Source organism: Siminovitchia sediminis (genome assembly GCF_042680885.1).
GTDB lineage: Bacteria > Bacillota > Bacilli > Bacillales > Bacillaceae_C > Siminovitchia > Siminovitchia sediminis.
Window position 1 is genome coordinate 21951 of sequence record NZ_JBHUEO010000011.1, and the last position, 16718, is coordinate 38668.

At 42.1% G+C, this 16718-nt stretch carries 14 protein-coding genes; all 14 read right to left on the reverse strand.

Features of this window, described 5'->3' with window-relative positions; all coding sequences use genetic code 11:
• Positions 1 to 63: 63 nt before the first annotated feature.
• Complete coding sequence (locus tag ACFSCZ_RS05710; protein WP_380772835.1) at positions 64 to 1356, reverse strand: MFS transporter; 1293 nt, start codon at positions 1354 to 1356, stop codon at positions 64 to 66.
• Between the two features lie 273 nt (positions 1357 to 1629).
• Positions 1630 to 2874: an acyl-CoA dehydrogenase family protein gene (locus ACFSCZ_RS05715; protein ID WP_380772836.1), complete on the reverse strand. Its 1245-nt coding sequence runs from the start codon at positions 2872 to 2874 to the stop codon at positions 1630 to 1632.
• A gap of 135 nt (positions 2875 to 3009) precedes the next feature.
• Positions 3010 to 5193 carry an arylsulfatase gene (locus ACFSCZ_RS05720; protein WP_380772837.1) on the reverse strand — a complete coding sequence of 728 codons (2184 nt, stop codon included), beginning with the start codon at positions 5191 to 5193 and terminating at the stop codon, positions 3010 to 3012.
• Between the two features lie 34 nt (positions 5194 to 5227).
• Positions 5228 to 5719, reverse strand: coding sequence for a VOC family protein (locus ACFSCZ_RS05725; protein ID WP_380772838.1), 492 nt, complete (start codon positions 5717 to 5719; stop codon positions 5228 to 5230).
• 251 nt (positions 5720 to 5970) lie between these two features.
• The gene (locus ACFSCZ_RS05730; protein WP_380772839.1) at positions 5971 to 6504 is read right to left on the reverse strand and encodes a gamma carbonic anhydrase family protein; all 534 of its coding nucleotides are present in this window, start codon (positions 6502 to 6504) and stop codon (positions 5971 to 5973) included.
• Between the two features lie 21 nt (positions 6505 to 6525).
• Positions 6526 to 7683 (reverse strand): CaiB/BaiF CoA transferase family protein, encoded by a 1158-nt coding sequence (locus ACFSCZ_RS05735; RefSeq protein ID WP_380772876.1) that lies wholly within the window; start codon positions 7681 to 7683, stop codon positions 6526 to 6528.
• A 49-nt stretch (positions 7684 to 7732) separates the two neighbouring features.
• On the reverse strand, positions 7733 to 8725 hold the full coding sequence (locus tag ACFSCZ_RS05740) for an aminopeptidase (RefSeq protein WP_380772840.1): 993 nt from the start codon (positions 8723 to 8725) through the stop codon (positions 7733 to 7735).
• A gap of 23 nt (positions 8726 to 8748) precedes the next feature.
• On the reverse strand, positions 8749 to 9513 hold the full coding sequence (locus ACFSCZ_RS05745) for an enoyl-CoA hydratase/isomerase family protein (protein WP_380772841.1): 765 nt from the start codon (positions 9511 to 9513) through the stop codon (positions 8749 to 8751).
• Positions 9510 to 10631 carry a 2-keto-3-deoxygluconate permease gene (locus ACFSCZ_RS05750; protein ID WP_380772842.1) on the reverse strand — a complete coding sequence of 374 codons (1122 nt, stop codon included), beginning with the start codon at positions 10629 to 10631 and terminating at the stop codon, positions 9510 to 9512. Before ACFSCZ_RS05750 ends, ACFSCZ_RS05745 begins: the two co-directional genes overlap by 4 nt.
• Positions 10632 to 10674: 43 nt before the next feature.
• Positions 10675 to 11115: a tripartite tricarboxylate transporter TctB family protein gene (locus ACFSCZ_RS05755; protein WP_380772844.1), complete on the reverse strand. Its 441-nt coding sequence runs from the start codon at positions 11113 to 11115 to the stop codon at positions 10675 to 10677.
• Positions 11112 to 12146, reverse strand: coding sequence for a tripartite tricarboxylate transporter substrate binding protein (locus ACFSCZ_RS05760; RefSeq protein ID WP_380772845.1), 1035 nt, complete (start codon positions 12144 to 12146; stop codon positions 11112 to 11114). Before ACFSCZ_RS05760 ends, ACFSCZ_RS05755 begins: the two co-directional genes overlap by 4 nt.
• On the reverse strand, positions 12143 to 13660 hold the full coding sequence (locus ACFSCZ_RS05765) for a tripartite tricarboxylate transporter permease (protein WP_380772846.1): 1518 nt from the start codon (positions 13658 to 13660) through the stop codon (positions 12143 to 12145). Before ACFSCZ_RS05765 ends, ACFSCZ_RS05760 begins: the two co-directional genes overlap by 4 nt.
• 12 nt (positions 13661 to 13672) lie before the next feature.
• Positions 13673 to 14653 (reverse strand): aminopeptidase, encoded by a 981-nt coding sequence (locus ACFSCZ_RS05770; RefSeq protein ID WP_380772847.1) that lies wholly within the window; start codon positions 14651 to 14653, stop codon positions 13673 to 13675.
• A 239-nt stretch (positions 14654 to 14892) separates the two neighbouring features.
• Positions 14893 to 16668: a sigma-54 interaction domain-containing protein gene (locus ACFSCZ_RS05775; protein ID WP_380772849.1), complete on the reverse strand. Its 1776-nt coding sequence runs from the start codon at positions 16666 to 16668 to the stop codon at positions 14893 to 14895.
• Positions 16669 to 16718 lie beyond the last annotated feature (50 nt).

Here is a 16718-nt window from a genome sequence, read left to right on the forward strand (position 1 = left end):
CATGGGCTTTCCATGTTCCTTGACGATGTTCCGGCCAGCAAAGATGAAGTAACGCTCCCTGACTTAAGCGGTTGTAGATGCTTTAACACGCCGAGATATTTCCGGTGGATGAAGAAAAATGATAATCACCACAATGCTGGAAATAATCATACCAGCCGAAAAGGCAAACGTGATTTGAAAGCTTCCCGTTATTTCTACTAAAAATCCTGTGATCATCGGTGCAAATATTCCCGGCAAAGTTTGAGACAGCTGTGTTAATCCCCCAATGGAACCCGCTCTTTCCGGAACGGTCTCCGCTATCACTGTAGTGATCGGTGCATGTCCGCAAGAAAGCACGAAACATGCAAACGTCAGAACGGAAACCAGCCCTATGATTGAAGTCATCTGGTTGACCAATATGAGACAGACGGCAAGGAGCGTAAACCATCCGGCAGTTAAAAATGCCCTGGAAATGCGTCTGCTATTTGTTTTCTGATAAAGGTAGTCGCTTAATCTTCCTCCGACAAGTGATCCCAACGCTGCACCCAGCCATGGGATAGATGCTACGACACCCATTGATTGTAAATTAAGACCTCTTTCCAGCATCAGATATCCCGGAAGCCAGGTCAGCAAGAAATAAAACACGAATCCAAAGCAAAAGATAGCCCACAGGTTTGCAAGGATTGTCCCTCTTACTTCCCTTGGAATGGTCAGCAATTCCTTAAAGGACATTTTCTTCCCTGAGTCTGAAGATTTAGAAATATTTCCTTGTTCTTTTTTAATCCATTGTTTTTCTTCTTCTGTCATATAGCGATTTGTTTCCGGTTTATCCGTAAACCACTTCAGCCAGCACAAAACCCAAATTAAACCGACAACCCCCATGACATAAAACGGAAATCTCCATCCAAAATTTGCAATGGTCCAAACGATGACGGGTGTAGCCAGAGCCGGTGCAATATAAACACCGGAATTAGCTAAACCCAATGCAGTAGAATATTCCTTCGGGCTAAACCAATTTGTTACAATGCGAATGGCATTTGACAGCGCCGGCCCCTCACCAATACCGAATAACACCCTTGCGATAACGAAGGATACAAGGCCGAAAGCACCCGCTGTAGCAGCGGTAAAGATCGACCACCATGCCGCTCCTACAGCAAACACTTTCTTGGATCCCCATCGGTCAGCGGCAATACCAGCAAACACTCCTGCCGGAACTAACCCCCAGAAAAAAGCACTTAAAATAATGCCAAACTGGCCGGGACTAAAACCAAATTCATTCATAATCGCCTCTGTAGCGAGTGAAATAATCACCCGGTCAATAAACTGGATAAAAAATACCACTGTGATAAAACTTGCTATGAACCAACGAAATTTCATGGTTTCACTCCCTATTTATTGACTTATAGATTTTTACTATTTTGATCAGAGGATCATCCGCTGAATCGAATATAGCCATTTCGATGTGAAACCCCGATGTTAAAGCATGATAAAGCCTTTTTAAGGCTGCAAAGGAGTAATAATCAACTTGAGATTAAGGTTCACTATAGGCCTTCCAATCACCAGGTAGACTTACTCATTATTCAACTCAGCAACTGCAATCGCTTTCATATCCAAAGGGGAAAACGAAAGCTTTCCCCTTTGATGGCCTTTTTATTGTGTGACCTTTTCTTTTTTAGGTTCTTCTGCCTTAAGCGGAGGAGCCGTATCCGCAGGATTTAATCCCATCGTCAGCAACCCGACCTGATCCGCACAAGCATCAATGGTTGGAGGCATAATAGGTGCAGTAGCAGCATCGCGAACCATACGTTCCAAGTGGAGGTTTTTAAACATTCCATGTGCCCCGCATGCGATCTGGGCCGAGCGCGATGCATTTGAGACAGCGCTTGCAATCATATGTTTTGCACGCATAAAATTATGGAATGCTTCCAGTGTCGGTCCGTGGGTATCACTGTACCAAGCTGCATACATATTTGACCAGTATGCTGCGTGAAGTTCTGCTGCCATCTCTCCTACCCGGCGGCGGCTGTCAGGGTGAAACGCCTGAGGCTGAGAAAAGCCTTTTGCATTTTTAGCGGTTAATAACTCCGTTGTATATTCCAAAATTCCCATTCCTATTCCTAAATAGACAGAAGCAAATGACGCAATTGTCCAGTTCGCTGACCTCATGATAAAGTCATTTAAGAAATCCTCTGTCTTGTATAAGGCGAGCTCATCCGGTACAAATGTGCCATCATATTCAACAGTATTGCTTCGGGTTGCCCGCATTCCATGAGTATCCCATACATCATGGATGGTGACCCCCTCCGCATTACCCTTATCAACAGGAACGAGCAGTCCTACTGCTGCCTCTGGATTGGGATCCTCTTCGGGATGCGCATAAAGAAACACATAATCACTGGATTCAATCATGGAACAGAACGCTTTCTTTCCATAAATCCTATATCCGCCATCGACTTTTACAGCCTGGACAGAAGGGATAAATGAAGTGATGATCAAACTGGATGAAGCAGGCTCTGAAGTTGATACCGAAAATAATTTCCCTTGATTAATCGCCAAATCTGCAACCATTTTCTTTGCACTTTCTGAAACAAGAGGCTGTGAAAGAATCGTGCCGCAAGCATTGGCATGCATGTTAAAAGAGTTCGCAGTAGAAGCGCATCCTTTAGCCAGTTCGACAGCCGCAGCGGCGTATCCCTGGAATCCAATTCCGAATCCGCCATACTCTTTCGGAATGCTGATGCCGTATAACCCTTTCTCTTTTAAAATTTCATAGTTTTCATCCGGAGCTGTGCGGTCACGGTCATGTTCCGCTGCGCGGGTTCTGAAGTCTTTTGCTAATTCCTTGCATAGATCAATAACTTTTTGCTGCTCCTCTGTAAAAGTAAAATCTAACATCTGAATTCCTCCTTAATTTGTGGTCTTTCCTGTTTTTTCTATCTGTGGAAATCATATCAACGAATGGTTTAACCCATCGTTAATGATTTAACATTTATTGTAATATTTTCAAATTACTTACATTGATTCCATCACTTAAATAAGCTGATGATCAAAAACCCCCGCTATTTCTTTTTCTTGGGAGCCGGCTTCTTTTTCAGCCCCGTCCCCTAATTCGTACACAACTTTATTTATTTTCCCTGTAAAAGGAAAGCCTTGATTGCAATATATTTCATTTACTTGGGACAATCCATCCTTGCCGATATCCAAACCGCCGTGCGCCAGTCGATACGGCAATGTTTGAGCAATCGGAGCTTCTCCTACCTTTTTGTCATTGATATAGAGAATGCCGATCCCTGTACCTTTCTCCTTGTGCCTAAACTCAAATTTTAGTGTGGATGCCCCTACAGGAACATGGGCGTCCGATTCAACTTTATAAACCGTTCCGACAAAATTGTATTCAAAAAACAAATGATTATTTTTGATATAAATGACATATCCGCTGTCATGATCACCATGAGCAACAAGGGCACCTTCGGAAGAAGCATCTGCTCTTTCGATCGGAATGGTAATGCTGTAAGACTTATTCATAATTTGCGGAGCTGCAAAAGTTCCCAAATGTGCCAATCCAGGATAGTAAATAAACTTTTTACGTGCTGTAACTGAATCTGGAGGGATAAAAGAAGACAGCTCCACTGTTTTATCATTTAATGGCAGCACATTATACTTCTTGGCTTCTTCCCACCATAGATCTATCAATTCCTGTAATTTTTCAGGGTATTCTTTTGCCAAGTCATTGGCTTCAGCAATATCCTCTTCCAAAAAGTAAAGCTCCCATTTATCCTCCTCAAACGGCACTCCTTTTTTATGATGAGTTACAGCTTTCCAGCCTTTATGCACAATCGCCCTGTGACCGAACATTTCAAAGTATTGCGTATCCCTTGCTGAAGGAAGCTCCGCCCCATCAAAGGAATAGCTCATACTGGTTCCATGCATGGGCATTTGCGGTACCCCATGATAAACTTCAGGCCGCTGAAGCTGAAGGATATCCAACACAGTAGGTGTGACATCAATAGCATGATGGAATTGAGTTCGAATCCCGCCCTTTTCTGTAATCCCTTTTGGCCAATGAAGGATAAATGGTACTCTCGTCCCACCAAAGTGAGTGGTCTGTTTGTATTGTCTGAAAGGTGTGTTCCCGACCTGTGCCCATCCCTTGGGATAATTGGTACCCGCTCTTGGCCCTCCCATCTCGTCAATCTTTTCTAATTGATCCTCGATTTTTTCCTCCATTGCATTAAAAAACATGGATTGATTCACCGAACCATTAAATCCGCCTTCCTGGCTGGCTCCGTTGTCCGACAGAAACACAATCACCGTTTCATCCAGCTTGCCGATCCCTTCAAGAAAATGAATGAGACGGCCAATCTGGGCATCTGTATGTGTAAGAAATCCGGAATAAACTTCCTGAAATTTAGCAAATACCAACTTTTCATCATCCGTTAACTCTTCCCACGCTTTAATCCCTTCGTTTCTAGGTACCAGTGGTGTCGATTCCGGAACAATCCCCAATTCCTTTTGACGCCTCAGCCGTTGTTCCCTAATCACATCCCAACCGCATTCATACATCCCTTTGTACATATCAATATACTCTTTTGGGGCCTGGTGCGGCGCATGCTGGGCACCGAAGGACAAATATAAAAAGAAAGGCTTGTCCGGCGTAACAGATACCTGGTCTGTAATAAATTGCGCAGCCATGTCCACCAGGTCTTCGGAAAGATGGTAATCCTCTTTTTCTGGTGGTTCAACCATGTGGTTATCATAGGTCAGCTCGGGATAAAACTGATTTGTTTCCGGTCCCAAAAATCCATAATAACGCTCAAACCCTTTGGCTAACGGCCAATTTTCAAACGGTCCGGCAGGCGTTAACTGATGAATGGGCGCTAAATGCCATTTTCCTGAAGCCATTGTGCTATATCCTTGATCCTTAAGTATTTCGGCAACGGTTGCTGCAGCCGGTGTAATTCGCCCTCGAATACTTGGATGCTCAGGTCCCAAGTCAAAATCAGCTACTGACCCCATCCCAACGGAATGGTTATTTCTGCCTGTCAATAAAGAAGCCCGGGTTGGTGAGCAAAGAGGCGTAACATTAAAATTATTGTATCTTAGACCATTTTCAGCAAGACGATCGATATTCGGTGTTTGAATTTCAGATCCATAACAACCAAGATCAGAAAAACCAACATCGTCCAACACAATGTAAACAATATTTGGTCTCATAATATTTCCTCCAATAAAACTTAGTAATGATCAACTAGGCTAAGTTACTGTACATTCTTTCAACACTATGAGTATAAATTTCTATTACATTTCCATCCGGGTCTTCACAGTAAGCCATTTTATATTCCTTTCCAGGGACAGCCGGCCAAATGCGGCTTCTTTGCTTGCCGCCATGTGACACAATTTTGTCTATCATCTCTTCAATGTTTGGATCAATGATGGACAAATGAAAAAACCCGCCTTGCCAATAATCATGTGCTGAATAGCGTATTGATTCAGGTTCTATAAATTGGAACAACTCTAACCCGACTCCACCTGCAGCACTCAAATGTGCAATTTTTACTTCTTTGATCTGCTTCCCCAGCAGATCCGTTAACACTTCCCCCATCTCCGACCCATCAGCCTTGAAAGTTACAGGCGGGGAAATGAGAGTAAATCCAAATACCTTTTCATACCATTGAATCGCAGCATCCATGTCTGTTACATTGACCCCTACATGTGAGAAAGCTCTGGGAATAATTGTCACGACTCCTTCCTCCTTTATATAGTTTTTAAAAAAACGAGCACCGTAACCCTTCTAAACCGGGTTACCGGATTCCACTTTAATATATCGAAGGGTAATTATTTGAATAGTTAAGAATTTAACGTATTTTATTTTTTTAACATTTACCTATCAGTTGACTTAAACATTCCGTCCGAATGCGAACTTTACGAAAATACCCTATTTTAAACACAAAAAAAGCGCGAGGATTCGCGCTTTTAATTCTTTAAGAAACTCTATTCCTCCTCCGAAGAGACCAATGACACTTGGTAATCCTTCTGCCACAAATCAATGTACTCCTCAGCATTTTCAACAATATCGTATACTTCTTTTTCTGTCAGATCGCGTACTACCTTTGCAGGAATGCCCATTGCCAATTTACCTGTTGGAATAATGGTACCTGGGGTAACGACAGCACCGGCTGCGACTTGTGCACCTTTTTTTATAACCGCCCCATCTAGCACTGTTGCTCCGATCCCGATCAGGGCTTTGTCTTCAATAGTACATGCATGTAGGATCACACCGTGTCCAATTGTAACTTTCTTTCCTATTTTCAGCGGATGTTCTGGCGTAACATGACAGATACTTCCATCTTGGATATTAGATCCTTCTCCAACTTCAATATAATTGCCATCGTCACCTCTTAATACCGCTTGTGGCCAGATGCTGGCACCTTTAGCAATTCGTACATCCCCAATAACTAGAGCGGATTCATGAATAAAAGCTTCTGAATGAATGGAAGGTATTCTTTCTCTTAAATATTGAATCATTTTTATATACACCCCCTTTTTTCACCTAGATAAAGCAGTAGGTTCCAGTCCGAGCTCGGCCAAAATTTCCTCGTTATGTTCTCCCAAAACCGGTGCTGCCTTATTTATTTTTCCTGGTGTTTTCGATAACTTAACAGGGATGCCCAACGCTTTTATTTTTCCGGCAACAGGATGCTCAACCTCTTCCACCATTTGCCTAGCAAAGGTATGCGGATCATTCAGGGACTCAGGGTACGTATTAATTGGTCCAGCAGGAATTCCGACTTCTTCAAATTTTTCCAGCCAATATGATCTTGGGTGTTCGCTTGTTTTTTCCTCAATTAAGTCCACAAAAACATCAAGGTACTTAATTCTGGATGGATCGTCCTTAAAGCGTTCATCATCCAAAAATTCCGGCCTTCCGATGATGCGGCAAAACTCCGGCCAATGATGAGGTGTGTCCGCACCAACTGTAAAATATCCGTCACTAGCTTTGAATGCCTGGTAAGGAGCTGAAAGCCTGTGCCCGCTACCTGTAGGCATTGGCGTCTCGCCGCTTACCCAATATTGTGTACTTTCCCAAACGGAAAGTGCCAACCCTGTATCAAACAATGAGGCATCAATATATTGTCCTTCACTGGTATGCTCCCGTGAATACAGAGCTGAGAGAATTCCATAAACAGAAAACAATGCAACTCCCAAGTCTGTAATTGGAAGGCCACATTTAACAGGATTACCGCCTCTTTCTCCCGTAACACTCATAATTCCTGTCATGCCTTGTGCAATGAGATCGTATCCTCCTCGAGAAGAATAAGGACCAAATTGTCCAAAGCCGGAAATCGAACAATAAATCAAGCGAGGATTAATTTTGCTCAAAGTTTCATAATCAACGCCCAGTCTCTTGGAAACTCCAGGTCGATAGTTTTCTACAAGAATATCCGCTGTTTCTATTAATTTATAAAAGACTTCCCTGCCTTCTCTTGATTTCAAATTAATTGTCATGCTTCTCTTATTCCTGTTAATGGCCATAAAAGCAGCGCTCTGCCCATCAATATGCGGCGGCCATCTTCTCGTATTTTCGCCGCTTGGCGGTTCAATTTTGATTACATCTGCGCCCATGTCTGCTAAAAGCATACTGCAATATGGACCTGCCATCACCTGACTTACATCTACAACACGAATGCCTTTCAATGCGCCCATTTTATCCAATCCCTTCTCCTACTAATCTTTGATGTGTAATTAAGTCTAATTAAGAATTAATTAAGTCATTTTCAAATAAGTGAAGTTGATTATTCTGCAATACCGTATCCCCGTCAATTTCTACCGTTGCATCCTTTACAACCATGTCATAGTGTCCATTGGCCACTATTTTTCCGCCTATATACGCATTTGTTCCTATAGCTATATGGATTGTTCCAAATACTCCTTCATCACTCAGCATACTGTTTTCCAATTCACATTCAGGGTTCATCCCGATTCCAAATTCAGCAATAACGTAAATATTACCCTCTTCATCATTTTTTTCTTCCAGAACTTTCTTGAATGCTTCCGCTTCTTTGCCTCCAGTAATACTAACCGCCCTTCCTTTCTTAAACTCTACAACGACGGGAGTTTCCACCAACCCCACACCAGGTATACTTCCATCCACTACCAGGACACCTTCAGCCGAATCTTCCACTGGCGCAATACTGGATTCTATGCAATGTGCCGCAGAAACATCTACTGAATTGGCAAATCCTGTCAAGGCCCTTCCTTCCCGTCCTTGGAGGGAAATCTGTAAATCCGTACCATTTGGAGTCGTGATTCGGGCACTTTTCCCTTTGGTCAATAACTCAGAGAGCCTTTCCACATTTGGTCTGATTGCTTCAAAATCAGCATTTAAGCCTTTGCTTAATAAAATGCCATCGTGCGACTCCGGTAATATAACAATTCTTGCTCCTACTTTCTGTGCTTCATGCCGCGCTTTTGTGTGAGCAATGTTGTAAGTGGTGGGCGCAATAACCACATCTACTTCTTTCATAGCTGCTGCTACCGGTTCCGGCAAAGCATCGCCGTGCCCTCTTCTTGGCGGCATTGACATGGTGAGAGGTTCTGCACCCAAAGAATATGTGACGGAAGCAAGCGTTTTGGTTATATTCTCGGTCAAAAAATCTGTTAGAATAAGAACCCTTTCTCCTTCTTTAACGCCGGCCAATGTTTTTACCAAGGCAGTTGCACCCTTGTGTTCTAATATTTCCTTCATTCTGATAACTCCTTTTATAGCTGTTATTTTCCGATGAACACAGGTTTTTCTTTTTTAAAAAAGGCTTCTATGGCATGCTTATGATCTCTTGTATCCTGGCATCTTACGAATGCATCCAACTCCTCGGACATGGCTTCTTGCCAAGTAGAATCCATAGTCGTTTGGATAATATGCTTTGCATTTTGAACAGCAACCGGAGCCCTCGAAACGATCATCTCCGCCCATTCCATAGCTTCATTTAGCAATTGATCATGCGGGACCACTGCGTTGGCTAAGCCTCTTTGGTATAGTTCTTCTGCCTTCACAGTTCTGCCTGTTAAAATAATATCCTTTGCATAAGCTTCGCCTACGAGACGAACCAAACGCGTAGGTCCAACGACCAGCCCTACTTTGACTCCTGCGGCACAAAGCTTTGCATTTTCGGACATAACCCGGAAATCACAAGCCAGAACCAGTTCAAATCCTCCGCCAAAAGCATATCCGTTTACAGCAGCAATTACAGGCTGCGGCATTTCATTGACAACATCATAAACTCTACAATCTTCTTCCAAAAATTTTCGTACTGTTTCTTGGGTCAATTCCCCTTCTTCATTCAAGTCTGCACCTGCACAAAACGCACGGTCACCCTCCCCAGTTAATATAATGACCCTAACATCAGGGTTCGTTTTCAACTTTTCCATCAAAGGAACAAACTCATCCCTAAATTCTTTTGTTAAAATATTCATTGGCGGATTATTAATCGTAATCGTACAAATATAATTGGCTATATCAACCTTTACATAATTCAAATGGCCTTCTCCTCTCTAAGTTTCTTACTCTTTTTTTCTGAAAAATCTTCTAGTGTGCCATCAATGCCTTTACTTCTTTGATATTTATCCCAGAGGATCACGGCGAACGGACATAAGATCGATGTCGTAATAGTGGCGATGGATATTTGTATGGTTGCGAGATTCGCAATATCCTGGAAAGCTTGTGCTTTTTCAGCAGACATCAGCCCTGCACCCGCACTAACTGATGCAGCTGCTGCTACAGCAGCTGGTGTTCCAACCGCGTTTCCTGCAGTAGAAGCCTCGGCCACTGGACCGATTGTGCTCTTTTCTCCAAACAACCTGTATACAGCTACACCAACCGCACCAGTAAAGATCAATGTCGCAAATCCTAATACAAGTCCTCCCCACACTGCCTCCGGTTCAAAGAAGCTCATGAAGTTCATTCCTGCACCAAGACAAAAAGCGAAGAACGGAACGAGTAATGTTTCACCCGGCTTTAAAAATTCCCTGATGTCTTCATCCAAATTCCCCAACAACATCCCTAAAACGATAGGAAGCAAGACTGCTATGAAGGCAATGATAGGGAAGTTAGCTCCCACCATTCCCAATGCAATCATCGTCATGAAAGGTCCATCATTTAAACATAGAACCGAAATGGCTCCAACATCTGAACGGTTTCCATATTGGCCTGTAAGTACGGCATACATCCCCTCATTACCGTTTGTCATTGCTGCAATAATGGCCAAAGTGGATAATCCGAGAAAGCCATGCATAGGATCAAATACCATACCAAACCCTATACCAATGGCAATTCCTGTAAGTCCCTTGCTGAGTGTTAATAGAATTCCTTTTTTTAACGCTCTTCCGCCGACACGCAAGTTCATCTGGCTTCCTGCACAGAAGAGAAATAACCCGATTAATGTTAATGTTCCAGTTTTAAATAACGCTTCTGAAAATCCTCCAATTCTCATAAATTCGTAAATGCCTTCTTCAACCGGGGCGACTCCCAGAGATTTCAGGAAGTTCATGATAAATGGTATATGGAGCTGGTCAATTGTATTTAATAGGGCTCCAAACATAAGTGGAACAACCATTAATCCGCCGGGTATTTTTTCAACCTTTTGCATAATTTTCATTAAACTCACCACCGTTAGTTATTCCACAGTCAAGATATATTGTTTAAGGAAAGCTGATTAACATAACTTTTTCAAAAAATACATACAAGAAACCAATCATACCAAATGAAATAAGTGTTGCCGTATACCACCGGACTTCTTTAAAATACAACAGTCCAACGATAAGGAATATAAACGAAGAAGCAAGAAATCCAATTAAAGGCATAGCCAAGAATATATAAACTGCCATAAGAAGTATGAATATGACTCCCCTTTTTATCGCTGGAAAAGGAAGTTTTTTTGTTCCTTTTGTTTCGTTGTTCTTTAAAGAAGAAAGCAATTGCCAAACAGCAAGTCCCATCAATATAAAACCCAGCAACAAAGGAAAGGATCTCGACGAGTTTAATAGATGCTCTCCTTTTGGAAATTGATAGCTTCCCACTACAAGAAACAGTCCAATGGTTAGCACGATAATTCCCAGGATAAAGTCTTTATTGATTCTCATTCATCCTCAGGCCTCTCTATTCCTACATCTTCAGGGGAACGCTCTCCTACTTCAATGTCATATAGAAGCCAACTGATTTTTTCTGTATCTTTTTTGGCGTATTCCTGACTATCTTCTATGTCAGTTAGTACAATAGCCTTTTGCTTGGCAAATTCCTTAAACTCTTCACTTTCGATGGCTTTATTGTAAGCATCCCTAATTTTTTCAACAATCTCATCGGGAGTTCCCGCTTTTACTGCAGGCCCCCACCAAGTTCCTTCCGGTACATAAGGTTCCAATTCAGACACATATTTGGTTACAGGGTCAATTTCACCAAAACCTTCAACCTCCATCGGCTTGTTGTCCATCACAGCCAATGATCGTAAATCTCCAGCCCTAAGCAGATCTACAACTTCATTTACTCCGCTGACGGCAAAGTCTACTTCACCTTTCATTGCTGCCATTGCTGCGTTTGTTCCAGATTCATACGTAATAATTTCAGCATTACCGCCAACTGCATTATTGACAATCGCTAACGTCACATGCCATGGATCACCAATACCGGCAACTGCTACTTTTGCATTTCCACCTTTTAACAGTTCAACAAGATCATCAAATGTTTGTAGCTCAGAATCTTTGTTTACAATAAAATTTGCGATTCCCATTGCACCAATGCCAATTTGCTCAAAATCTTTGTATGTCAAATCTGTCATTCCCATAGCAGGAAAGACACGGACTAAATCCGTCTGGAATAAAATCGTATATCCGTCAGCATCTTGGTCATTAACATATTCCAATGCAAGTGCACTTGAAGCACCCGGCATGTTCTTTACAGCTATACTCGTTCCTAATTCCTCTTGAAGGACGGGTTGTACAGATCTCGCCATCGTATCCGTTCCCCCTCCTTCACCAAAGCCAACCACAACCTCTATCGGTTTGGTTGGATACCCATCTCCATCGCCGGAAACTTCTTCAGCTCCAGACTGTGAACAAGCTCCAAGAACTACCAATAAACAAGTAAATAGAATAAGTAGAATCCATTTACGTTTCATGCAGCATTCCTCCTATTGGAAACATTTTTCCACATTTTTTTTATTCTTTTGGTTAAAAATTGATTTTGATTTAATAGAACGAAAACAATGCACAGCAGCATGATCAAGCTTATCGGGCGGGTGACAAATGGCAGGAAAGAAAAGTCTGCACTTACCATTGCCCTTCTGAAGTTTTGCTCAGCCATCAATCCAAGAATTAAGCCCAGTATCAATGGCGGTGCAGATAAACCAACTCTTCTCATGAAAAACCCTATAATCCCAAAGGCGAACATCACAGCAATGTCAAACGGCCTACTATTTACTGCATAAGTTCCGATCACGCTAAGCACCGTCACAATTAGTAACACTACACTGCTGGGAATCGTCAATATTTTTTGAAAGAAAAAGCTAAAGAATAGTCCGAACACGAGCATAAACAAACTGGCTACTACAATAATTGCAAAAAACTGACTGAAAATATCTGGGTTTTGCTGGGTTAATAATGGACCGGGCTGAAGTCCGTGAAGCAATAACCCCCCAATAATAACTGCCGTTACAGCATCCCCTGGGATCCCCAATGTCAGCATAGGGATATAGGAGCCGGGAACACATGCATTGTTGGCAGTTTCAGCAGCAACTATCCCTTCAGGATTCCCCTTTCCAAAAGTTTCCGGAATCTTACTGCTTCGCTTTGCCATATCATACGAAACCCAGGAAGCAATATCAGCGCCAAGTCCCGGAACAGCTCCAATAACAGCACCAGTTACAGAAGACTTTGCTCCCAGTGGAAAAAATTTACCCAGCATTCTTAATGGAGGGAACATAGATTTAAATCCTTCCGGTTTTAAAGGCGGTCTCATCTTAACAAGAGATTCAATCACTTCAGCAATTCCAAAAATCCCAATTAAAACTGCAATTAAATTAAACCCATCCATAAGTGCGCTTTCACCAAAGGTAAAACGCTGGACACCTGAAATCGTATCAATTCCAATCGTAGCCAAGCTTAATCCAATAAAACCGGACATTAGACCTTTTACCAATGATTCAGATGCAAGATTCGCACTGATGATGATACCCAGCATGGCTAATAGAAAATATTCCCATGATCCAAAGTGGACACTAAGCATGGCTAACAGCGGTGCACCGATTAAAAATAGGAGGGCTGCCAAAACGCCGCCTACAAAAGATTGAAAAGTTGCTAGCCCTCTAGCCAATCCCCCTTCTCCTCTTCTAGCCATTGGATATCCGTCAAGAGCAGTGGCGGCTGCTGAAGGTGTCCCTGGAATATTCAGGAAAATTGCTGATGTAGATCCCCCATAGGTGCCTGCAATATGAATTGAAACGATCAAAATAATTGCTTCAAGCCAGTCCATTCCCCATGTAAAAGAAATTAGCAGTGATACTCCCATTGTTGTTGTTAATCCGGGCAGCGATCCCACTACCATGCCTGCAACTGTACCAATAACAAACAAAAGCAAAAGCTTTAAAGAGAAAATATCACCGAAGGACCCAGCTAGAGAACTTAAATCGAGCAAAAGACATACCTCCTAACCCAGGAATAACTCTCCGTCTTTCATGAGGATTTGACCATCAATTTCTATAACAGGATCCCTCATAACCAAGTCGCAGTGTCCGGGAGCTCGGATACTGCTGCCAAATGTAATTCCATTGCCTATCCCAATGTGCATCGTGCCAAACTCGGCTTCATCTTCCAATTGTCCTCCCCGGCCGATTTTTGCATTGGGATTCATTCCCATACCAAATTCAACAGCACAGTACACATTTGGATGGTTGTAACTTTCCAGTGTCTTTTTAAGCATGTCTGCATCTTCTTTTCCTTCAATTGAAACAATTCTTCCTTCTTCAAAAGTAACAGTAATCGGATCTACGCAGGCTCTGCCCGGTACCACTGCACCGTCAATAATAATCGTTCCTTCCGTCGTCCCTTCAACAGGAGCAACAGCGCTTTCTATACATGGTGGGGGAGAAATACTCCCGGGTTCATGACAAATGCCGGTTTGAGGAACTGCATGCCTTCCTGATATGTCCATCGTTAAATCTGTACCCAATGCTGATGTAACCCTGATTTGACTTCCAGCCTCAAGAATAGCAGACAGCTTATCTATCTTTTCTTTTTGAGCATAAAAATCAATATCCAGCGAACCATCCAGAAACACTTCTTCGTTTGCATCGGGCATGAATATTAATCTAGCACCAGCGTCGCTCGCCTCTTTTCTGGCTGAAGAATGGTTAATTGAAAACGTTGTTGGTGCAACTATGGCATCCGCAGCTTTCATCGCTTCAGCAATAATCCTTGGCGGCTCATCCCCATGCCTTGTAGTCGGATTCATGATCGTCATCACAACTTCAGCATCCATTCCTTTTCCGACAAGAGCAAACATTTCGCCAATTCCAATTGTATTGGTGTCCGTCAACACAAGTAGGTTCTCCCCAGGCTGAACGTTCAAACAGGTCTCTAATATGTTTTGAACAGACTTCATCATAAACATCTTGCGGACCGTATTCACATTAATCCCCCCTAATAAAAAGTAATTCAAATATTATTAATGCAGTTTTCATGCCAACTCTCTTTTTTAGGACAAAACTTGTAAAAAAACGCGTTACAGCACGATTTGTAAAAAAACAGCCTGATTTTCCTGCCTACCCACATTTTTTGCAAGTTGCGAATTTAAAAGGCAATCCCCCCTGTTTTACCTAAAAAACAGAGGGGATTGCCGTTATCTTCTCATGTTTCGCAAAATGCAAATTACATTTGCATTTTGCGACTAATCTCAAACCTATTAATCTTCCTATATAACGTTGCTATATTTATACCAAGAGTTTTGGCAGCCTTTTTCTTGCCTTCGAGAGTATCACCATATTTATCCAAGGCACTTTTAATCATTCTTTCTTCCATCTCTGAAAGCGTAAGTTCATGTTCTACTTCTTGCTCGTTTGCTTTACGAAGTCTTGCCGGTAAATTATCGTATGTCACCCATTGTTCCGTAGCCATATTAACAGCATATTCTACAGTATTTTGAAGCTCCCTTATATTTCCGGGCCAGTGGTAGGAATTTAAACGTTCCAGCGTACTAGGTGAAAAACCTTTTATCTTCTTACCTGTAATCTCCATATAATGCTCCAAAAAATAATGGAGGAGTACCGGTACATCTCCGACCCTCTCACGCAAAGGCGGAATATGTACTGGAATCACGTTTAATCGGTAATACAAATCTTCCCTGAATTCCCCGTCTTCAACCATTTTCTCAAGGTTTTTATTCGTGGCTGCCAAAACTCGGACATCTATATCAATAGACTCGTTCGCACCAATCCGCTCAACTCTTCTTTCTTCAAGAACTCGAAGAATTTTAACCTGTAAATGAAGCGGCATATCACCGATTTCATCCAAAAAAATGGTTCCACTGTTGGCCATTTCAAACTTCCCAGGTTTACCTTGTTTCCGGGCCCCTGTGAAAGCGCCCTCACTGTAACCAAATAATTCGCTTTCCAGTAATGCTTCAGGAATGGCCGCACAGTTAATTGCACGAAAAGGCTGGTCTGCGCGGTGGCTATTATTATGGACAGCCCTTGCAAACAGCTCTTTACCTGTTCCGCTTTCTCCTAAAAACAGGACTGTAGAATCAGTAGCTGATACTTGTTTGGAGATCGCTTTTGTTTCAAGAAGTGTTTTACTTTTTCCAACAATAATATCAAAGTTAGAATCGTCCACCTCGGAAGTCATCGAATAAGCAAACTTTTGAACTTCAATTTTATCCTTAAAAGACAATACAACACCGATAATATGCTCATTGTGTTCTAATGGGATAGCACTTCCAAAGACATTTATTTTATTTCCATTTACAACGAATGAATAATCTTTATCTTTGAATCCTTTTCCCGTAAACAGAACTTTAGGGATATCTGGCATCATGTCCAATAAGTTTAATTGTAAAACTTCATCTCTTTCAATGTGTAGAATGTGCTTCGCTGACCGATTTACTTCAAGGATTCGCCCGTTATGGTCCGCAGCGATAATCCCTTCATTCATTGAGCGAATCGCCACCTGCAAGGTTTGAGAGATCGATAAATACTTTTTCAGCAAGGTTTCAGCATTGATTTTACTGCTGATTAAATCTGCCATCTTATCAAGATAGTTTGAAAGAATCCCCTGTTTCCTTTCAAACTCTGCCTTCTGCTCTTTCGTAAAAGCCGTTAAACTAATTACGCCAACATTTTTTCCTTCATGCTTCAAAGGGTATGACACATCCGCTTTTTCTGCACAATTTTTATATAAAACACAGTTTTTGCATGCATCATGAAAGCCGGGATTCAGATTGTAAATGGGCCGGTCCGTCTTTAATACTTCTTTTATAATGTGACCACGCACCTGCTCACCTACAACAGCATGCTGGCCACCGCCAGTTGCAGCAACAACCACATGATTTTGATCATATATAATGACTTCCAATTCTAAAACTGACTTAATGGCTTCTGCTACCAAATTGACTTCCTCTTGGATGGTAAATAAAATGGACTGTTCCATTTGTCTCCCCCTCTTTCATAAAGTGGTACGACTTGATAGAAAATTAAAAC